The following is a 20,835-nucleotide window of genomic DNA, read 5'->3' on the forward strand; positions in this document are numbered from 1 at the left end:
CCAAAGTAGCGCTATCCTTACTCGAAGATTGTCAAATCAAATTACCTAGAACCCAGAAAAGAAACAGAGCTGCATTCAACCCTGCTTTCAGAGAAGAATTACTCAAGGTTTAAATGCGATTGCCCTGGTACGTGGTTCCTTGTCACTAATCTTTTCGAAAAAACTAGGTATCTTTACTGTCACATGTCTCATTTCGCAAACCAAATAGCCCAATCCATTACAAGAGTGGTAACATTTGCCCTCTCCATTCTGGTAGTGCCCTTTGGTTTAAGTTCTGCCCCGGCATTTGCTAATCAGAACCTTCCAGACACTCCAAAAACCGAGCTGGTGTCGAGTACTTCAGCCACCCGCTACCATTCCTACAAACAAGCAGTAGCCGATTACCATCAAAGCTTTTTTCGATCCAATTGCTGCAAAATTTACTTGTTGGCTATTTCCAGACTAGACGATAGGGCATCTAACAACCGGTTCATCCAGGCAACCTACCACACCCTGGAAATAAAAGCTAGCCAACTTTCGTTGGATCGCTACCATTCCTATTTCACTTACGATCAGGAAGCAGTCGCCCATTCCTGAGAATTCCCTCCACGGCCTCTGTGCCACCCTTTCTCTATTATTTACTAACTGATTGAGCCCTTACGGCCTTTCATTTTATTACTACGCTTCATGAAGAAGTTTAAAAAATACCTGCGAACAGCAGGGCTGGTGCTGTTCATATTGCTCAGCGGATTTGGCATGGGCATAGATCCCAATATTTTCAAACCGAAAAGGATAGAAAATGAAGAGGGCGTAAAAACCGAACAAGTAGTTAAGAAAGAAGAGGACGAGGACACCAGACTTCAGGAAGTGAAGTGATTCACCTTCGATGTATCAAGCCCGATAAAGGAGCGGGAAAAACTTCCCCTCCATCTTTTGCCCTTGTGGAACAACGTCGGCTCCGGAAAGCAACGGCGTGTCGGCATCCGATCTTGTGCCGTCTTTGAACACATTGGTGACGTATGCCCTGCGCTGCCTGTCTGTTTTGTTTTCGTAGGATCCATGCACCAGCAAGGGGTGATGGAAAGTACCATGCCCCATTTTCATTTCAATGGGAATAGGCTTGAACTGGCTTTTCTGCTCTTCGGTCAGGTACTGATCCAAACCGTTCATATCCCCTGCCAGGTCAGGCTTGTCGAGCAAACCCCACCTATGGCTGCCGGGCACATAGTACAGGCAGCCGTTGTCCACATCGGCATCGTCGAGTCCTACCCAGCAAGTGAGGTGTTCCATAGGTTTGGTGCGTGTCCAGTACGAGTAGTCCTGATGCCAGGCTACCACACCGCCATGTTTGGCTGGTTTGCAAAAAAGCTGGTCGTGCCAGAAGCGAACTGACCCACCCAGTAGCTGACTGGCGGCCATCACGAAAGCGGGGTTCCACAGCACGTCGTGAAAACCAGGGGTCACCCGCCATGCACCCAGGGCATGGAAAAGTACCTTCGAAGGGTCAGTGGATTCGTTGGAATGGAACTCGTAGAACAGATGGTGGCCGGGGTGGTTAGGGTCTGCAATCTCCTCAAGTTCATTGCGGAGTGATTCTACCTGAATACTGTTGAGTAATTTCACGTTGGCTAAATAACCGTTCTCCTTGAAGAAGGCTACCTGTTCGTCGCTGAGTTTGTATTGTTCCCATTCCTTTTCAGTTTCGGGCCACTCAAACAGCCGACTTACCAATTCATGAACCCCGGCCAAATCTGCAACACTACTCATATACTATAAATTACTAATGCTCATTTAAAAGTACCACCTTTTCCGACAGCCCTCTACGTCAATTTTGGCATTTAGTTAACTTATTTTAACCCTATTATTGATACATAGTCGTATTATTGGTAATATAACGTGAGTTCGATATAAGAAAGTAACAAAACATCACCGAGGGCGTCATTGCGGAAATTTTCTTCAGATATTTTTCTGATCTGAAGAAAATTATCCGCAATCTCCGCCTCAAGACATATGAGATTCCGGATAAATATTGGCCCATTTTGATTTTAGGCCAATATTTTCCGGAATGACGACATTCTTATATCGAACTCACGTAATATAAACAAGCATTGCATCGATAACGGATGAAAGCCATCTTTGAAAAAGTAGACCTGGAAGAAGGTCAGTCACTAATAATTCGTGCGCTGAACCTCCCGGAGTTCGATGCTCCGTGGCACTTTCACCCGGAAATGGAGCTCACTTATATTATCAAAAGCCGGGGAACGAGATTTGTGGGCAACAGTATTGAGGAGTTCGTAGAAAACGATCTGGTGCTGCTGGGGTCGAACCTTCCACATATTTGGCAGAACCCTTCTAATCAGTCCGGCAGAAGTGAGGCAATAGTCGTACATTTTTCCGAGGGGATGCTCAACAACAGCTTGCTTAGCTCTCCTGAGTTTGCCACCATCCGGCAACTTTTCGAAAAAGCCAGCTACGGTGTGGCATTTCCATTGGAGCTCTCCAAAAGGGTTGGACAAAAATTGGCACACATGGTAAATGCCGACCCATTTAGCAAAGTACTTGGCCTCATGGAAACACTTCAACTCCTGGCTACTTCTAACGAGGCGAGAACGCTTGCCAGCGTTGGTTATGCGCACCACACAACGGCAAAAGATGCGGAAAAAATGACGATTGTGTTTGAGTACGTAAGGCAACATTTCTCGGAAGTGATTCGACTTGACCCTGTTGCCAACTTACTTCACCAAACGCCTCAGGCTTTTTGTCGGTATTTCAAGAAAAGGGCTAAGAAGACTTTCATCGAGTTTGTGAATGAGTTCAGGATAGGCCACGCCAGCAGGCTTTTGATCGATACTGAACTCAGCATCACCGAAGTCTGTCTGCAGTCGGGCTACAGCACCATTCCCCATTTTAACAAGCAGTTCAAGCGAATCACGGGACTGAGCCCTACTGGGTTCCGGAAGAAGCATGTTGGTTAGCCAGCAAGGCGGGCAGAGTTCCTGATCCGGCTTATGTCGCAGGATAAGACCTGCTTCTCGTCTTTCGATAACCAGTCAACTCCAGGTCACCATTGCCAAACCCTTCAATGATGGCATAAGCATTGTTCTCCGGCCCGCTGTTTTCGACCATGGCAGGCAAAAGCGTGTAGTGAATACCATTGATACTGGAATAACCCTCCCTGTGGCAATGGCCATGAAAGACTGCCGTCACTTTACCGGAATGCTCTAACATGCTCCTCACAGCTACTGAATTCTCTACATGCATAGTCTCATCGGGTAGCTCATAAAGTGAGTGGTGAACAAACACCACCGTGGGCAGCTTGGTTGCTCCGAGGTCAGCCTTCAACCAATCCATCTGAGGTTGGGGAACAGTCGACTCAAACCATTCAAAATCGCCTTTGTTGTGGTCAGTGCCGTCAGGATGGAAGTTGGGGTCGAGCACTATAAAGTGAAAACCTTTCTTGTCAAACGAATAGTAGCCAAGGCCCGAGTCGATGCCGGTATTCTCCACATTGGCTATAAACTGTGCTTTGCTGATGCTGTCCACATCGTGGTTGCCTATGACATGGAAGCGGGGGCCTTTGAATTGTGCATACACCGCCTCCAGGTTCTGCAGGTATTTCAAGGTGTCTTCCTCCCTCCTGTTGGTGTCTTCATCTTTGAAATCTCCAAGATGTATCACGAAATCGACTTTTTCCCTGTTCATCACCTCGGTAAACTCGGCCATCTTTTCCAGCGACTCCCGGTAGTACCGAATACCGCCTGGATCCCGGTCGGCATAATGGGAGTCGGTGACTACGCCAAAACGGACTTTAGGCTTTTTGGCAGCCATGGCATTGCCAATAATTCCGATGGTTGGCAAAGTGATTAGAGTGGATTTGAGAAAAAGACGGCGGGTGATCATAAGAATAACGGTCGATGGCCAAACATTACGTCAAATTAACAGAAATTACCTACAGCGACAACAGGGATTCAATATGAAACACTTCCCATCGTTTCCCCATAAGCGCTTAACGGGTTCTCACTAAGCGCTTAATGGAATTCAGCTAAGCGCTTAACGAAAGCTCACTAAGGCCTTAACAGAAATCGGCAAAGCGCTTTACTGGAAACAAACCAGCGCAGTATCGAAAACGTTTAGGTCAACTCGCCGAGAAAGCCTAAGTACAGGACTGCACATTAACAATAACCTAATAGTCAGCCATTAACGACTCATAAGGAATGTTTAGTTTCTCATGCAGGTTCCTTATCATCTTCAGGGTCAGCTTTCTCTTTCTGCTAAAAATCTCCGACACACGGCTTTTGTATCCGATGATCTCAGCCAAATCCTGGTTATCCATGCCCATCTGTTCCATTCGGAATTTGATAGCTTCGATTGGGTCAGGTGCTGCAATGGGATAATGTTCGTTCTCGTACTTTTCAATCAGGATGGACAGTATTTCTGCTTCATCGCCTTCTTTTGAATCGGCTGGTGCATGAAATATAACCTCCAGGCGTTTGAGTGCCAGCTGATAGTCACCTTCTGTCTTTATTACTTTAATATCCATAAGTCAAATTCTATCGGCGTCTACCTTATCATAATCTGCATGTGTGGCAATGAATCGAATAAAGGCCCACTTTCTCACATAGTTTACATCAACAATCAGGCGATACTTATTGCCACAAATATTGAAAACCACTCGACCACTTTTTAGAATACTTGGACTTGCATAGTCACCCTTGATGTCAGTCGGGTCTGACCAATCAGCTTTTGAGGCTTCCTTGTACCAGGTCTTTAGTTGCTGTTCCGAATCATTATGCTTCTCCCAGAATTCACGAAGTATTTTTTTGGCAACTACTCTCATCAATCTTTACATACAACAGCAAATATATGGAAAAGTTACCAAACTGGTAACCAGCAGGAGATTTAGCCAAGCGTCTCAACGAAAGTCTACTGCCTAAACATTTAAATCACTCCATCCTCAGCGAATCTACCGGATTGGCTTGTGCCTTTGGGATGGCTTCGACAACCACCACTGCCAGGGCCAGCAATACCAGTCCTGCCCCCGGCAGCGCAAATAGCCACCACTCCAAGCGCATAGCGTAGGCGTAGTTTTGCAACCATTCATTTACCAGCCAAAAGGTGATGGGTAGTGTGACTATTACGGCCAACGCAACGAGCGTAATAAAGCGGCTGGACAACAAAAGTAGAAGATCAGCAACGGAAGCGCCCAGCACCTTTCGGATGCCAATTTCCTTGGTTCGTTGGGCAATGGTGAGCGACACGAGGCCAAACAGTCCCAGGCAGGAAATGAAAATAGAGAGGCCTGAGAAAACCCCCAGCAGTGTTGACAGCCGGTCTTCGGAGGCATATTGCTGCTCGTACCTGTTCTCCAGCAAGAAATAGTCGAAGGGGTTGTTGGGGAATACCTCGTCCCACTTTCCTTCTATAAATGCAAGTGCGGCTGTCAGTGATTCGCTATTAAGGTCACTGGCCGGAAAATTGAGTTTGACGGCATAAAAAGTGCTGTTGATATTGTCCAGCACAAACATGGTGGGCGGAATGGCAGCCTTTGGTGACTCCTGATGAAAGTCTTTCACTACCCCTACAATCTTGCAGCGAACCCCTTTCGATACCAGCTCGCTACCTACCGCCTCCCTTGCGCTGGCAAAGCTATGCGCCAGCGCTGCCTTTTCGTTGATCAGGATGCTTTCCAGTGCTTCGCCAAAATCTCCGGCCCGCTGCTCGGTAGGAAGAAAGTCTCTTCCCTCTACGATTTCCACCCCAAACACGTCGACAAAACTATCATCCACCACATTGAATGTCATCAATACAGCCTCATCGCTACCACTTTCCGGCTTCCAAAATCGTTGCTGCCAGGCATTCTCACTACCTGGCAAAAACGCAGACGTAGATACCGCCCGAATGCCGGGATATTGCTGGAGCTCATTCTTAAACACATCGAGTTGCGACAGGTAGGTCGAGTCGACCAAGGAAGGGGTTGTTAGTACCAACGTATTCTCAATGTCAATCCCGAGCTTCATGTTGTGCATGAACCGCAGCTGACCGTATACCGCTGCCGTGCCCACAATGATAAAAAGGCTGGCAGCAAACTGCACCACCATCAAAGCAGACCGGAGGCCTCCTCCGGCCACGTTGCTCATCCTTCCTTTCAACATCGAGGCGAGCTGTTTATTTTGCAGCAAAAAAAAGGGCACCAGCGACGAGATGGCTCCACTCACTACGAAAAGTAGGGCGCACACCGCTAGCATAGTATCGTCTTTCCAGAACAACCCAAACGGACTACCTGCTATGGCCTGAAACCAGCCGGAGCTTACCTGCACCACGGTAAAAGCAACCGTCAGAGCTAACAGGTTGACTACGAAAGCCTCTGCTACAAACTGCTGAATAAGCTGCCACTTGCCAGCACCGATCAGCCTCCTCACACCTACTTCCTTACCCCGGCTCAGGGCCGAGAACATCGACAGATTGATATGGTTGACCCAGGCGATCACCAGCACGAACAGCGCTATGGCTACAAGAAAGTAAACATCAGCAGCCGAGTTATTGGTTTTCATTTCTTCCATCAACTGTGAATTCAAATGAATATCAACGACCGGCTGCATGTGCCAGCGTGGGTGCAGTTTATCTGCGGCCATGCCATACTTACCCAGCCACTCGTTCTCAAATTCCAGCAACTGCTCTGAAAGATCTTCCGGATGGCTGCCTTTCCATAGCTTTATATAAGAGTAAAAATATTCTGCATTCCAGTCGTTTAAATCCTCCCTTCCTCTTTCCGTTTGTGCCAATGTGGGAAAAGAAAACAAAAAGTTGACAGCCATATGGGTGTTAGCTGGCAGGTCTTTTAACACTCCCGCCACCGTGTACTCTACGTCATCCATGCTCGTATGCCGCTTCATCGTTTTGCCCATGGGGTCATCAGCACCAAAAAACTTCAAGGCCATCGACTCGGAGATGATTACCTGAAAAGGCTGATCCAATGCTTCTTTGCTTCCTTTGAGCAATGGAAAGTCAAAAAAATCGAAGAACGATGATTCAGCAAAATAGGTATGACTGGTGTTAAAGCTCCTGACTTCTTCCCCGTTGTTGTACGACAGCACATTGGAAAAGCTGGAACTGCCGCATAGCCTGGTGATGGCTTCCACCTGTGGAGTATTGAGTAAAGAAGTGGCAAGCACAGCGGGAGAGGTGGCGGCTTCGTACTGCAAGGCGCCACTGGAAAAGTCTCTGGAGAAAATGCGATAAGTCCGATCAATATCAGTACCATGAAACCGGTCGTAGCTGAGTTCGAAGCGAACATATTGTCCGATGAGAAGGGCGGCAGCCAACGCCAGTCCGAGACCGAAAATGGCTATGGCCGAGGTGGTCTTATGCCGGAGCAGGTTGCGGAAAGCGATTTTAAGGTAGTTGGTGAGCATAGTCTGGCTTTTGTCTATACGTTATTCCGTCCGTAAAGCCTCCACAGGATTAGTTCGGGCGTCTTTTTTTAGTTTCAGCCAATAGCCGATGAACCATCTATCGGGAACGGCGGCCTTAAAGGAATTTATTATATTTGTATAGAGTTTCTTATTTACAATCAAAACCGCAGCCAAAATGAGAACTGTTGCTTTAAAGGTCAAAGATGATATTGCTGCTAAGCTGGAAAACCTTCCTGAAGATAAAATGAGGGAGTTGGAGCAGCGCATTTCAGAGTGGCTTGACCCGAAACAGGCGCTGTTAGAAAGTATGAGGCGTATCAGGGAACATGCCAAAGCCCAGGGGTTGACAGAAGAAAAGCTCAATGAACTGCTAAATGACAAGTAATTGCGAATTGTCTTAGATTGCAATACAGTTGTCAGTGCTTCTTTACTGGAAGACTCATTGTCGAGAAGGGTGGTGAACTGGGTAATCATAAATTGTGAAATTCTGGTCTCAGATGAAGTGTATTCTGAAATATCAGAAGTCTTAAAAAGGCCCAAGTTCAAGAAATACTTTCCCGACAGAGAACCCGACAATCTGCTTATACAAATTGCGGCTGTCGCCCAACAAGTAGAAACCTCTGAAAAAATAACCGCCTGCCCTGATCCCAAAGACGACATGTACCTCGAACTGGCCATCGCTGGCCAAGCGGACTGCATAGTAACCGGTGACAAGGCGCTTCTCGACCTCCATCCCTTTCGGAACGTTCCGATCATTTTTCCGGCTGAATTCGTCAGGCAATTCATCTGATCTACTCCGTCCTTAAAGCCTCCACCGGATTAGTTGCGGCGGTCTTCCATGTTTGGAGAACCATGATCGCAGACGAAATTACTATGAGTAAAACACCTGGAGCCAGCATCACCCAGGCGTCCAATGTGGTGGCGTAAGCATAGCCTGCCAACCACTCTGTGCCGTAGTAGTAAACAACCAGCATCGACAGACCTGTTGCGCCACCTATCCATGCTACGTATCCAACATTTACCTGTCGAATTACTTGTTCAATCGTTGCACCTAACACTTTTCGGATGGCAATCTCTTTGAAACGCTTTCGCACAAAGAAACCTGTGAGCGAGGCCAATCCTATGCAGGAGATAAAAACGGCAACAAAAGACAGCGCTTTCAATACCACCGCCAACTCGCTCGCCTCGTGGTGTTTCTGCAAGTAAATATCGGAAAGAGCCAGGAGCTCAAACGGACGACCATCATACAGCCGATCCCATTCGGCCTTAACTTTGGTCTGCGCCGTTGTTTTGGCACGCTCATCGATGCGCATGGTCAGGTACCCCGAGGATGGGTCTTCCAAAGACATCAACAAAGGCCCGATTGGCGATGCCAGGCTGTTAAAATGAAAATCGGACACAACTCCCAAAAAGGCTTCCCTGGATTCCGGTTCGGGATAAAGATCCTGTCTATTGATCAGGGCTTCATTCACAATGAAACCTGTGTCGGGCAAAAAGATCGGTTCTCTTTCAAATGACACGTTAAGCGTATTGAGAAAGTTCTTGTCAATCGAAATATAGGCGACAAACTCAAGCTCTTTTTGCTCCCCTACAGGTTGCAGAATTCCGCCCGTTCCGACGAATGGAAGTCCGCTGGAAATAGTAGCGCTTTGCACCTCTGGGATAGTAAGAAGTCGATCTCGCAGCAGGCGTAAATCCGTTTCAGCAGATGGACTGGGGATATACCACAAGTCATCGATGGCAAAACCCAGTGGCTTGGCCATAATGTAATCGGTCTGTTTATCAACCAGCAAGGTGCCTCCGATGAGTGTGCAAGCGATCAAGAACTGTAGCCCAACCATCGACTTGAGCAGCCATCTGCGCTCGCCCAGTTTGAACTTGCCAGCGATAACGTCCTTCGGTAGTACTTTACTAAAGAGTGCACCTTGAATCCCTGCTAGCAGAGCAGTGACGCTCACCATGAGCATTACAAGAAAAGTAGCGCTTACATCAAAAGCAGAACTATCGATCTTCAAGTAGGGCAAAACCTCCCCACTGGTGAATTGTATGAAAGAGACACTTAACATAGCAGCCAGAAAAACAACGACCGCTGACTCCACCAAAAACTGTAGCAGCATTTGGGCAGGAGTAATGCCCAGTACCTTTTTCACGCCCATTTCTCTGCCACGAAAGAGCGTTTTGACCTGAGTAAGATTGATAATATTGAAAATGGAAATAAAAAGAATGATCGTTGAGATCATGCCCAGCATATTAATCATTTCCTGGTTAGCGCTTCGTAAAAGTGGCCCATTATCCATCTCCACCAAGTACATATTTTCTACACTAACAAGCGTATAACGAATCACGTCAATAAACTTGTCCATGTTCGCTGACTCCTCATCTACTTTTTGGTTCAGGGCTACTATATCGGCGTCGGGCCTGATATTCACATACACCAGGCCTTGCGAATATTCCATCTTTTTGCTTGGAAGCGGAATGGCCAATACGTTGACCGTCAAGTGAGAATTGGTAGGGAAATCCTTAAAAGTGCCAGCTACCGTGTACTTCCCTTCTTTCAGATCGATTGCCTCTCCGACAGGGTCTACACTTCCAAACAGTTTCATTGCTGTGGAATGATTGAGAAGTACAGTCCCAGGCTCAAAGCTGTTTTTTATATCAAAATAACTTGAATCAAACAGCAAGACAGCTTCTGCTTCAGTGTAGGCCCATAGCTTTTCGGTGAACATTTTACCTTTCACGGTTATTTCTTGCTCCCCTCCCTCCTGATAAACAGGCACACTAAAATTCACCTCTGGGAAATGATCCTCCATGTACTGTGCATTTGAGATGGGAAGGACTGGAAACCTAATCGGTGAATCGATGGCGTCGTTGTTCTTAAGGCGATAAGTATGCTTCGGATCAGCAAAATGACGATCTGCGCTGTACTCATGCCAAATAAAACTGAACGTAAAAAAACAAGCTGTAAAAGCCAGCGCCAGCCCGACAATGCTTGACAGCGTATAGCCCTTTTCCTTTTTCAGGTGGCGGAAGGCGAGAAGTATGTGGTTTTTTAGCATAGGTGGTTGGTTTTTAAAATGGTCGATTTATTCATTCCGTAAGGAGTCCACTGGATTGGCTGAAGCGGCTTTGACCGATTGGTAGCCTACGGAAAGCAACGTGACAAGCAACATGACAAGCGATGTGGAGAGGTAAGTGCTCCAGCTGATTTGGGTTCGGAAGGCATAGTCCGACAAGTATTCGTTGACTAAATACCAGGCAACCGGGAGGCCAGCGAGTAGGCTAAAGCTAAAGAGGGCTATAAAATCATTGCCCAGCATAACAACAAGGCCCCAAACGGATGCTCCCATTACTTTTCGGATGCCTAATTCTTTGGTTCTTCTTTCAGCGGTGAAAGACGCCAAGCCAACGAGCCCCAAACAAGAAATCAGGATGGCAATGACTGTAAAACTCAGTGAGAGCTTTCCCACCACTGCCTCTGTTCGGTATTCCCTGTCAAAAACTTCGTCGAGAAAGGTGTATTCGAAAGGGTAATCTGCGTTGTGCTGCTCAAAGACGCCCTGCACCTGGGCAACAGTTTCAGCAACTGGCCCCTGCCCCCCTAGCTTGATGAAGTAGTGTGACCCGATATTTTCAGAATACATGAATATCATGGGCTCTATGCCAAACCTCAAATTGTTGTTGTGAAAGTCATCTGTAACACCAACAACTTTCCCTTTTCCATTCCACATTTCAAGGTCTGCTCCTATCGCATGTTCAAGATCCAATCCCATGACCTCGGCAGCTTTCTTGTTGATAATGTAATTGGAGGCATCCTGACCGCCAATAAAATTTCGACCTCCTTGCATTCTGATATTCATTGTCGGAATGAACTCTGCATCGCAGCGGTATATTTTGAAGGTAATGGAGGAGTTGTCGGGCTTGCCAGCCCACACCGGATCGGTGGTCGTAATGGGAACAGTAAATATATTATTGCCTCCAAAGGCTATGCTTTTCACCGCAGCCAGCTGATTCAAATCATTTTTAATGGCTGGATAATTTTTGTCTGTGCCTTCATTGCGGTCAACGACAATGATATTCTCCTTTTCAAACCCAAGGTTTCTTTCACCGATGAAAACAATTTGCTTGTACACCGTAATACTCCCTATGATCAGTATGAGTGACGTGGTGAATTGAACTACCACAAGTGTTTTGCGCAGCGTGTTTCCTGTGAGGCCGGCCTGTGTATTTCCCTTTAATACTTTCGCAGGATGGAATGCTGACAAAACAAATGCCGGGTAGCTTCCAGCGAGTAATCCGCAAATAGCCGCCACGCCAAGAATGCCAAACGTGAGCACCGGACTGGTGAAGTCTAATTCAATAGACTTGGCAGTGATGTCGTTAAAGAGTGGAAGGAGCATCTGCACAATCCCCATAGCGAAAAGCAGCGCAATGAAAGACAGCAGCACCGACTCGGTCATAAACTGAATAACGAGGTCAGATTTTCGGGCACCTATCGATTTCCTAACGCCCACTTCACGGCTTCTATTAGCAGAACGGGCCGTTGAAAGGTTCATGAAATTGATGCAAGCCATGACAAGGATCAAGAGGGCCACAGCACCAAAAAGGAAAACCTGTTGTATTCTTCCGCCGGTGTTGTTCCCGTTTTCAAACTCCGAATAAAGCCTCGACTTCAGGTAGGGAAATAATAATGGGGTGGTTGAACAATCGGCACAGTTGCTTTTAATCAGCCCAGACAGCTTTTGGTCGGCCGCATCCCTGGAGTCAGCCGATTTCAACATCACCGCTGTCTTGCTGCCGCCACTTCTCCAGTTTTGTGTCCACGGATTTTCCTTGACGAAAGCTTCAAAAGGAACAACAAAGTCAAACTGAAGGGTTGAGTTTTGTGGAATATTTTCAAAAACGCTGGTGACCATTAGTTCGCTGGATTCTCCCAGGCGCAGCGTTTTACCAATGGGGTCTTCCTTTTCGAACAGCTTTTTGGCGAGGTTCTCAGCGATAGCGATTGATTTAATGTCGGTGAGCGGTTGGGTGGGATCACCACTTACGATGGGGAAACTGAATACCTCAAATAGCGCCGGGTCGGCGTAAATTCCACTTTCATTGAAGGCATTGGACTCATGCTTTACCAACAGCTCTGTTTCCATGCTGTATTGAGTAGCTAATTCCACTTCAGGAATTTGGCTTTCTATTACGGCTTTCAATTTTGCGGGAGTAGCCGCATAGGTTTCAATACTGCCATCCGGATATTCGCCATTGACCAGCACCTGGAAAATGCGGTCACCATTTGCATGAAACCGGTCGAACGACAATTCATCTGTCACCCACAGGAGGATAAAAACATTGGCAGCAAGGCCAACTGTCAGTCCGAGGATATTGATAAATGCATAACCCTTGTGACGGAGCAAATTGCGCCAGGCGATCAAAAAGTAGTTTTGTAACATTTTAACAGTCTTTTTCTTTCTTGAATTTAACTTATTCTGTCCTCAAAGCCTCCACCGGATTCACTCTCACTGTCTTAAGCGTATGATAAAGCAAAGTGATCATGGCTATACCCAACAGTATTCCGAGCGGCAGTGCAAATTCCCTCCAGCCCAGCTCCATTCGGTAGGCATAGCTATTGAGCCATTCCTCCATCAGGAAGTAACACACAGGAAGCGCCACCGCTGCGCTTATCAGCAGCAACGCAAGAAACCGACTTGAAAACAACACCGCAAGCCCAGAAAACGAAGCGCCCAGCACCTTCCGAATACCTATTTCTTTCGTGCGCTGGATGGCTTCAAAGGAAGCAAGACCAAACAGCCCTAGGCAGGCGATAACGATGGCGATGAAGGAAAAGCCGCCGAAAGCCTGCTGAATTTGCTGGTCGGCGGCATACTGCTGCTCGAACGACTCATCAAGAAAATAGTGGTCGAAAGGGTTGCCGGGAAAAAACTCCTGATAGGCTTCCCGGACTTCCGCCACTGCCTGCTGTGTTGCGCCTGGAGCTATCTTAAAGAGGAAGTACGAAGGCGCCTGCTGGTCCAGGTAGTAGATCATTGCCTCAATCTCGCTACCCAAGCCATACTGATGGTGGTCTTTCACCACACCCACGATAGTCCAGGCGCCAAAGTCGTCATCCATGTAGCGAATCGTCTCTCCTAATGCTTCTTCGGCATCGGCATACTGGAGCAGCTTCAGCGCCGATTCGTTGACAACTACGGCCCGCTTGTCAGTCTCAAGGTCAGGGTTGAAATCACGCCCGGCTACGAACTCCATATCTACAAGTGAAAGAAAATAAGGATCAATAGCGCCCTGCCCATATTTGTCGCTGGCACCTTTCCCCTCCGCTAACTGCCTCGCATAGTTGTAAAAAATTGGTTCTCCCGGCACCACCACACTCCTGGATGCATTCACAACACTCCTGCCCGACAGCAGCTCGTTACGAAACAATCGGAACTTCTCCTCCTGATCGCCCGATACAGCGTCGGGGGCAAGCGCCACCACTACCTGGTCCAAGTTGATACCCAGGTCCTGCGAAAACATAAAGTCTACCTGGTTCCTGACGGTAAAGGTGGTTACCAAAAGTGACAACGACAGACCAAACTGCACGGCCACCATGGTCCTGCGAAGAAGTACCCCACCTGTAGAATGCGCCACCCGGCCCTTTAGAATAGCCACTGGCTGGTAGGATGAAATGACCCTGGCAGGATAATAGCCCGCAAGAAACGAGCCCAGGGCAACGACAGCTGCCATGGGAAGCAGCAGTTCGCTTTCCAGCATCACCCCCCAGCCTCCAGCGGTGGGTATCACCGACTGAAGCAGCGGCTGGGCAAACTGAAACATGGTAACTGCAAGGATAAGCCCCATCAGGTTAATAAGCAGCGCCTCCAACAAAAACTGCCCCATGAGCTGGTACTTGCCAGCCCCAACCACTTTTTTGATGCCAACTTCACGGGCCCGTTCCAGGCCCTTGGCAGTGCTCAGGTTGATATAGTTGAGCCAGGCAATGACCAATATCACCAGCGCAGCCACCATGAGTATGGAAACCACCAGGTAGCTGCCGTTGGGCTTCATTTCCTGTGTATAGTGCGAGTGCAGATGAATATCCTCCAGTGGCATCACACTTGCAGTGGGCTTGTCTCCTTCGCTCCAGTCGTTGAAGGCCTCGTTGGCAGCCAGCCATGGGTTCAGCTTGGCATTCAGTTGCTCTTTTGTAGTGCCGGGAGCAGTGAGCAGGTAGGTGTAAAAGTTCACCCAGTAAAAGCTCCCGTCGGCATAAGAACCTGGGTGAATATAGGTGTCAAAGGAAATAACCAGGTCTCCCTCCATATGGGTGTTGGCCGGCATATCTTCCATCACGCCCGTCACCTGCAGGTTCATGTCCCAATCGTCGCCCTCCTTGAGGCGGAGAATTTTGCCGAGCGGATCGGTGCCCGGAAAGTAGCGATCGGCTGCCGACTGGCTCAGCACTACCTTGTTGGGTCCGTCCAGCACACTTTCCCTTTCACCAGACACCAGCGGCAAGGAAAACACAGTAAAGAAGCCCTGACTGGCGAACAAGATTTTCGCCTCATTAAAAACCTTGTCCTGATAACTGACATTCACAGGGCTAAAGGTTTTGTAGATTCTGGTCATTGATTCAACCTCCGGAAAATCGGCAACGAGCTTAGGGCCTGCACCCGATGCTGCCTTTGGGAGTGCCAATGCCGTCTCACCTTCCTGATTGATGCTCCAGTCTACCCTGAATATGCGCTCCTTGTTTTCGAAAAACTGGTCGTAGCTTTGCTCAAAAGCCACATATTGCATAATCAGCAGACTGGTGGCGATGCCTACAGCGAGCCCACCCACATTGATAAAAGTGAGGAGTTTGTTTCTGGTGATGTTGCGCCAGGCTATTTTGAGGTAGTTGAAAAGCATGGGACTTCTTTTAGTGTTTTGGTCCGATGATTCTTACATGCCATAAGATGTGCCAAACGTCAAAATACTAAAAATCAGGTAACTACAACGAAAACCAGCAGCAAAGTGCACCAAAATGAAACACTTCATTGTTTCATTTTGAAACGATTGGGATTCATCTTTCTGGTGCTTGAACGGACTCCCGGGGAGTCGGGGACGCACATAGTTCAAGCGTTCGTGGGGTGATTAACAGTTTATCCTATTGCCCAGTTTTCGAGTTCAATCCCTTCGAGTCTTTCAAATTCCCTCGTGTTTTGGGTAACCATGGTTAACTTGTTAGCAATAGCGGTGGATCCTATGAGTAAATCAAAATCGCTTAATTTCATGATGTTGAACCCTTGATTCTCTGATGTCAGAAACCATCTCCTCAGCAGTTCGGGTATCTTCCCATGCTCCAAACAAATGGTCAATACCCTTTTTCGTGTTTCTCTTTGGTTCAATTGAATTGGTCAATTCAATAATCAGCCTTTTCTTAGATTGGGTATCCATATTCTTAAGAAAGCCAAAATATCGGGATATTGATTTATCGCTTACTTCCAAAGTTGCCATAGCATAAAGTTACTTGATCTTACCAATTATAACAGTTTTACCAGCTTCTTAGCTTTTGGTCAAGAATTAATTCTGCGGTTGCCCTGCCAAAACGAAAGGGAGATTCAGAGTTCACACATCAGCCTGGATGGGAACCCAAAACCTCAAAACCTTTTCGATTCGTCTTGAAACCAGCGCCAACTGGGGCTTGAGCATCCTCGTGCCTACCCTCAATATAATTCTTATTAATTAATACTATCATATTATTATTTAGTATATTTATCTATTAATTAACACAATAATGTTACTTATATCGATTCCAAAAGCACAGCAAAAGCTTGCGGCGAACATCAAAGCGCTGCGGTTGGCGCAGGGACTGACCCAGGAAGGTTTAGCGGAAAGAGCAGACCTGAGTTTGCCAACGCTGCGAAAGTTTGAGCAAAAGGGTGTACTATCCCTCCTTTCATTTATTAAGCTTTGCATGGCCCTTGGTTGCCTGGAGAAAATATTGGAGGCAACAACCAGCAGTCAGCCTCCATTTTCTTCCATTGACGACGTGCTGAAGGGCCAAAAGGCTACAACACCCAAACGAGGCTGGAAAAAATGAGCCCTTACACTCCAGTGAAGGAAATAAGAGTTGGCCTTCAGTTTGCCAGCGACACGATTCCGGTAGGGCGACTGGCCATCCGGGACAATCTAATTTACTTCGAGTACAACCAGTCCTTTCTTGCGCTTGGCTTGCCCATTTCTCCTTTCAAACTACCCCTTCAAACAGGGCTGCACAGCTTCGACCCATTTCTTTTTGAGGGATTGCCTGGCGTGTTTGACGACAGCCTGCCTGACGGCTGGGGGCACCTGCTCGTGGATCGCTTTTTAAAAAGCCAGGGTGTACAGCCTGCTGAATTTTCACCTTTGGACCGGCTGGCCATGGTTGGCACGACCGGTCCCGGCGCTTTGGTGTATGCACCCGATCACAGCAGCCAGGCGTCCGATAGCCCGCTTGACCTGAATAAACTGGCCAACCAGACCCGGGACGTGCTGAATGGGGCGGCCAGTGAGGTCTTAAAGGAATTGATTGACTTAGGTGGCTCCTCAGCAGGTGCACGGCCAAAAGTACTGGTGGGATTGGATGGGGAGAAAAAAAATATTATTCATGGAAAACACCGGCTGCCCGATGGCTATGAGCACTGGATGGTGAAGTTTCCCAACGCCAACGACGGTGATGATGCCGGAGCCATTGAGTTTATCTACTCCCTGATGGCACGACAGGCGGGGCTGATCATGCCAGCCACTTACCTCTTTCCTGCTGCTAAAGGCCCTGGGTATTTTGCTGTCAAACGATTCGACTGCTCGCCAGGGCGGCGTTGGCATATGCACACCGCCAGTGGACTGCTGCGTGCCGATTTCAGGGTGCCGGCGTTGGATTATGAAAACCTGCTTGAACTAACACTGGCCCTCACAAAAGACGCCAGAGAAGTGGAGAAAATGTTCAGGCTGGCTGTTTTCAATGTGCTTGCTCACAACAGGGATGACCATGGAAAAAATTTCTCGTTTTTGATGGGTCAAACTGGAGACTGGACGCTCGCCCCTGCCTATGACCTGACCTTCTCTTCCGGCCCGGGAGGTCATCAAAGCACGATGGTGATGGGTGAAGGCCAAGCCCCTGCCATTCCTCATTTGATCCAGCTTGGGAAGCAAACCCACCTTTCCAGCACTGACGTAACAGCCATCATCGATCAGACAGCTGAAGCACTTTCTCATTGGAAAGAGTTGGCAGGAACCTTTGGTGTGAAGGAAAATAATATAAAATTGATTAAATCCAGGATGCTAATCTGAGAGTTACTTCATCTTTCAGCCTGACCCTTAACGGCCCTGGCTATAGCAAGTGCGGGATTTTGAAACCGCTTTCTCGTACACCAGACCAAATGTTATTTAGTTGTAATATCTTCATTTTTAAGCGGTCAGCCGACATTTGCTGTAGCCGATGTTGTGCTTTCGTGCTTTTTTCTTTTAGTCAATTGGAAACCCTTCATTTCTAAGTTCTTTCTTTTCTTGGTCTGTGAAGTTGTCAGTTATTAAGTCCATTTTATGCTTGTACTTTTTCTTGTGGTAAACCCAATAATAAAGAAGGCCTAAATGAGCTTGTCCTTTGTACCACTTTCCTTCAGGATTTCGCTGCTTATCATATCGAAACGCTCTCCACTCTTCGGTTCGGTCATTTTCTAATGTTCCCTTTTCCCATGGTCTCGTTTCGTCAAATTGAAGTGTCCATACTTCTTCAATCTCCTTTTTAAGCTCTGGTGATAAGATATCCTTTTTCGGAAGTATGTAATGATTGAAGCTAGTCTGATAAGCACCTTTGTTCGGTTTGGGATCGTCTATAAGTTTGTCGACAAACCTTTTCGCTACGTGTTCGGGCTTTCTGCTAGTTTCCTTAAAGTCAAATCCTAAATCTTCAATTTCTTTTCTTAGTTCAAGCTTCTTTTTCTTCTTATTTGACTGTTTGACTCCAACGAGCCAAGTGCCTAAGCCTTCATCTTTGAATTTATATCTGTGATTTACTCGGATATCTTCGCCCGAATCCATTGCTTCTTTGAGTAGAGCAAGCCATCTTTCTTCAATTAGTCTTTCCCGTTCTTTGTGTCCATCTTCGAAATGAAAGTCGATTGACATCAACTTCTCCAGATGTTCTTCTGGCATTTTCAAAGTCGGGTGGTTGTAAATGTCCTTTTGCTTTCTATACCAACCGTAAAGAGTTCTGTCTGGGTAGTCTCGTGGGACAGTTGTTTTGCCTTCTTTTTCTTTAAAGGCTTTCATCCTTTCGAACCTGCTGTCCCACTTTTCAAGATACTCTTCCGTGATTTTCAGTTCATATTTTTTGTTCGGTTTACCACCTTCGGTTATTTCAATTTGTCCTAATTCTCCTATTTCAGGATTCTTGAATCGAGATTTTGTTTGGTCATGTGTTTTCTTGACATAGTCTTCTTCTGATTCATATTTCTCAATCGAAATCAAAGAGTTGTCAAGTAAATACTGAATGTGTTCTGGTGTAACTCTTTCCAAGTGCTCACTGGAAAAATCGAGGAGTGGTGTGAAGTAGTCCTTGAGTTGGTTTAGCACTTTCATTCCGCTCTTATCTTCACTTGTAAAATCAAGTAGGATTGAAGATTCTACATTGAAGAAAAGTCCTGTTTTAGTCAAATTAGACGAACCGACAATTATTCTATTTCTCAGTTTCCCTTCAAAGAGGTAAACTTTTGGATGAAAAATAAATCTTTGTGAATTATAGATATAGGCGTCAACATCAAGGTCTATCAGCATTTCCAGCGCTTCCTTCGAAGTGATTTTTTCATCAATTCCAACAAATACTGTCAATTTACGTCCTTCTTTATTGGCTTTTTTAATGAAGGGTTTCATTTCTCGTAACCCCTTACTTCTCATAAAGGCTACGAAGAAATTCATGTCCGTAAAAACATCATTGTTTATCGAGGAACAGATATGATTTCCCACAGACTCGTCTGTTTCGTCATTTATTCCCTGTCCAATGAATTCTGTTATCATTTACGGATTCTTTTTTCGCATGAAGCAACGACTGTATAAACCCCAGTCTCCCCGAACTAGCGTTTATATTCCCTATAGTCACAAGTAGTGTCTTGAGTAGATTTGACTGATCTTTACCCCATAATAAACATATATTTTTCACGCCATATATCCTATCATTCCGGAAATGCTTTCTGCCAGAAGCCCACTTTGATAGCCTTATGCGGAGATTTTCAAGCCCTTCGTAGTGAGTAATGGAAGATGGGAAAATGGATTGGAAATTGAGACAGGAAGAACCGTAGGGATTAGTTCAACGTTATGCGGCAATAGCAAAAAGTGCATTAAAGTCTTTGAGATTTAGCAAAGCGGAGATGGCAACATTATGGCGTTCATTACTCAATTATAAGTTTGAAGTGCTTGTCAAGCCCAGCTTCGACGATTTTTCGAAATGTTGAAAGCTCTACATCTGTTCGGTTGTTCTCCAGTCTTGAAATGTAGAACCTGGAAGTTCCACTTCTTTGAGCGAGCTGCTCCTGGGTCAATCCAGCTTTTATCCTTGCTGTTCGGATCAAGCTGCCAAATTTTTGCGAATTAGAAGCTTCGGCAGGTTCACTTAGCCTGTAAAGCTCATCCGGACTCAACTCGTATGGATGGGAAACTTCGCTTCCATCTTCAGACAGGAGTGTAACGGGAATATTAGGCCAGGACAGGGTGAAATTCCTAAGTGCTACTTTTTTGAATTCGTCAGGCGATAGCAGCGGATATTCAACATCGTTTTCTCCAATTTTCCATTGTTTAAATATCCCGTCAAAGTCAAGAATTCTGCTTTCCCCATTATTGAACATACACTGAATCGTTAACCCGTTCACTTTCTGTATTTTGATAATTCTTGGGATGCCTAATTTCTTTCTCATAATCCTGGATTCAAACGATTAAAATTACCCATCAAAAAATATTGTCTGGTTTTTGCCCATTCGATCACCTTGTTTCTTTGGGCTCTTGGCAAACTGCCGGCATATGTTGCCAATGTTTCGATTTCAATCAGTTCCTCATACTCTGCATAAATGGCATGAAAATGTGGAGGCGGATGTTCACGTGAATAAACGTCAACCTTGATCGAATCAATAATCTTTAATGTTGGCAACGGTTATTGTCTAGTTAGACAACAAAAGTAGCTATTTCAAAGTTTCGGCACAACCTGCCATCTGTGGCAGTCGATTCGTGCCATCTTTATGTCAATGATGTATATACCATTTAATCCCTGGGGGTTGCGTATATGCGCTGAATCCAATGTCGTTTAGTTGCGGAGCTATATCGCTACGAAGTGAAGATATCTTTTGACCAGAGCGAGTCAAATCGTTGAATAAGGCAACCGAGGGAAATTGAAACAGGAAGGGCGGCAAGGATTCAACGTTGTGTGGTATTTACCCCATCAGGGTTC

The 20,835-nt window shown here is 46.4% G+C and carries 19 protein-coding genes; 7 read left to right on the forward strand and 12 right to left on the reverse strand.

Annotation, left to right across the window (positions count from 1 at the left end; translation table 11 throughout):
- Window positions 1-183 precede the first annotated feature (183 nt).
- Both GC130_RS20225 and GC130_RS20230 read left to right on the forward strand, forming a co-directional pair.
- Complete coding sequence (locus tag GC130_RS20225) at window positions 184-576, forward strand: hypothetical protein (RefSeq protein ID WP_152000172.1); 393 nt, start codon at window positions 184-186, stop codon at window positions 574-576.
- 90 nt (window positions 577-666) lie between these two features.
- Window positions 667-855, forward strand: coding sequence for a hypothetical protein (locus GC130_RS20230; protein ID WP_152000173.1), 189 nt, complete (start codon window positions 667-669; stop codon window positions 853-855).
- Between the two features lie 15 nt (window positions 856-870).
- On the opposite strand, the gene GC130_RS20235 is transcribed toward GC130_RS20230, so the two are convergent.
- Window positions 871-1,746, reverse strand: coding sequence for a phytanoyl-CoA dioxygenase family protein (locus GC130_RS20235; RefSeq protein WP_152000174.1), 876 nt, complete (start codon window positions 1,744-1,746; stop codon window positions 871-873).
- Between the two features lie 356 nt (window positions 1,747-2,102).
- Between GC130_RS20235 and GC130_RS20240 the strand changes: the two genes are divergently transcribed.
- Window positions 2,103-2,954, forward strand: a complete 852-nt coding sequence (locus GC130_RS20240) for an AraC family transcriptional regulator (RefSeq protein WP_152000175.1) — start codon at window positions 2,103-2,105, stop codon at window positions 2,952-2,954.
- 31 nt (window positions 2,955-2,985) lie between these two features.
- On the opposite strand, the gene GC130_RS20245 is transcribed toward GC130_RS20240, so the two are convergent.
- The 4 genes from GC130_RS20245 to GC130_RS20260 form a co-directional block, all read right to left on the reverse strand.
- Window positions 2,986-3,879: a metallophosphoesterase gene (locus GC130_RS20245; protein WP_152000176.1), complete on the reverse strand. Its 894-nt coding sequence runs from the start codon at window positions 3,877-3,879 to the stop codon at window positions 2,986-2,988.
- A 283-nt stretch (window positions 3,880-4,162) separates the two neighbouring features.
- Window positions 4,163-4,519, reverse strand: a complete 357-nt coding sequence (locus GC130_RS20250; protein WP_152000177.1) for a type II toxin-antitoxin system HigA family antitoxin — start codon at window positions 4,517-4,519, stop codon at window positions 4,163-4,165.
- A gap of 3 nt (window positions 4,520-4,522) precedes the next feature.
- Window positions 4,523-4,816 (reverse strand): type II toxin-antitoxin system HigB family toxin, encoded by a 294-nt coding sequence (locus GC130_RS20255; RefSeq protein ID WP_152000178.1) that lies wholly within the window; start codon window positions 4,814-4,816, stop codon window positions 4,523-4,525.
- 106 nt (window positions 4,817-4,922) lie between these two features.
- Window positions 4,923-7,391 (reverse strand): ABC transporter permease, encoded by a 2,469-nt coding sequence (locus GC130_RS20260; RefSeq protein ID WP_152000179.1) that lies wholly within the window; start codon window positions 7,389-7,391, stop codon window positions 4,923-4,925.
- Window positions 7,392-7,566: 175 nt separating this feature from the next.
- Between GC130_RS20260 and GC130_RS20265 the strand changes: the two genes are divergently transcribed.
- Together GC130_RS20265 and GC130_RS20270 are read left to right on the forward strand one after the other, a co-directional pair.
- Complete coding sequence (locus GC130_RS20265) at window positions 7,567-7,776, forward strand: hypothetical protein (RefSeq protein WP_152000180.1); 210 nt, start codon at window positions 7,567-7,569, stop codon at window positions 7,774-7,776.
- Complete coding sequence (locus GC130_RS20270; protein ID WP_152000181.1) at window positions 7,777-8,181, forward strand: putative toxin-antitoxin system toxin component, PIN family; 405 nt, start codon at window positions 7,777-7,779, stop codon at window positions 8,179-8,181. It begins immediately after the preceding gene.
- A 1-nt stretch (window position 8,182) separates the two neighbouring features.
- On the opposite strand, the gene GC130_RS20275 is transcribed toward GC130_RS20270, so the two are convergent.
- From GC130_RS20275 to GC130_RS28935, 4 genes are all read right to left on the reverse strand, one after another.
- Window positions 8,183-10,447 carry an ABC transporter permease gene (locus GC130_RS20275; RefSeq protein ID WP_152000182.1) on the reverse strand — a complete coding sequence of 755 codons (2,265 nt, stop codon included), beginning with the start codon at window positions 10,445-10,447 and terminating at the stop codon, window positions 8,183-8,185.
- Window positions 10,448-10,474: 27 nt separating this feature from the next.
- On the reverse strand, window positions 10,475-12,832 hold the full coding sequence (locus GC130_RS20280) for an ABC transporter permease (RefSeq protein WP_152000183.1): 2,358 nt from the start codon (window positions 12,830-12,832) through the stop codon (window positions 10,475-10,477).
- Between the two features lie 31 nt (window positions 12,833-12,863).
- A complete protein-coding gene (locus GC130_RS20285) occupies window positions 12,864-15,287 on the reverse strand; it encodes an ABC transporter permease (protein WP_152000184.1) in 2,424 nt (807 codons plus the stop codon).
- Window positions 15,288-15,632: 345 nt separating this feature from the next.
- Window positions 15,633-15,875, reverse strand: a complete 243-nt coding sequence (locus tag GC130_RS28935; RefSeq protein WP_152000185.1) for a hypothetical protein — start codon at window positions 15,873-15,875, stop codon at window positions 15,633-15,635.
- 280 nt (window positions 15,876-16,155) lie between these two features.
- Between GC130_RS28935 and GC130_RS20295 the strand changes: the two genes are divergently transcribed.
- Window positions 16,156-16,461 (forward strand): helix-turn-helix domain-containing protein, encoded by a 306-nt coding sequence (locus GC130_RS20295; RefSeq protein ID WP_152000186.1) that lies wholly within the window; start codon window positions 16,156-16,158, stop codon window positions 16,459-16,461.
- Complete coding sequence (locus GC130_RS20300; protein ID WP_152000187.1) at window positions 16,458-17,690, forward strand: type II toxin-antitoxin system HipA family toxin; 1,233 nt, start codon at window positions 16,458-16,460, stop codon at window positions 17,688-17,690. Before GC130_RS20295 ends, GC130_RS20300 begins: the two co-directional genes overlap by 4 nt.
- A 174-nt stretch (window positions 17,691-17,864) precedes the next feature.
- On the opposite strand, the gene GC130_RS20305 is transcribed toward GC130_RS20300, so the two are convergent.
- The 3 genes from GC130_RS20305 to GC130_RS20315 form a co-directional block, all read right to left on the reverse strand.
- A complete protein-coding gene (locus GC130_RS20305) occupies window positions 17,865-19,415 on the reverse strand; it encodes a helicase associated domain-containing protein (RefSeq protein ID WP_152000188.1) in 1,551 nt (516 codons plus the stop codon).
- A gap of 371 nt (window positions 19,416-19,786) precedes the next feature.
- The gene (locus GC130_RS20310; protein WP_201568466.1) at window positions 19,787-20,308 is read right to left on the reverse strand and encodes a helix-turn-helix domain-containing protein; all 522 of its coding nucleotides are present in this window, start codon (window positions 20,306-20,308) and stop codon (window positions 19,787-19,789) included.
- On the reverse strand, window positions 20,305-20,538 hold the full coding sequence (locus GC130_RS20315) for a DUF4160 domain-containing protein (RefSeq protein ID WP_152000189.1): 234 nt from the start codon (window positions 20,536-20,538) through the stop codon (window positions 20,305-20,307). The genes GC130_RS20310 and GC130_RS20315 overlap by 4 nt, the downstream gene beginning before the upstream one ends.
- Window positions 20,539-20,835 lie beyond the last annotated feature (297 nt).

Origin of the sequence: Imperialibacter sp. EC-SDR9, assembly GCF_902498805.1 — a bacterium.
Taxonomy (GTDB): Bacteria; Bacteroidota; Bacteroidia; order Cytophagales; family Cyclobacteriaceae; genus Imperialibacter.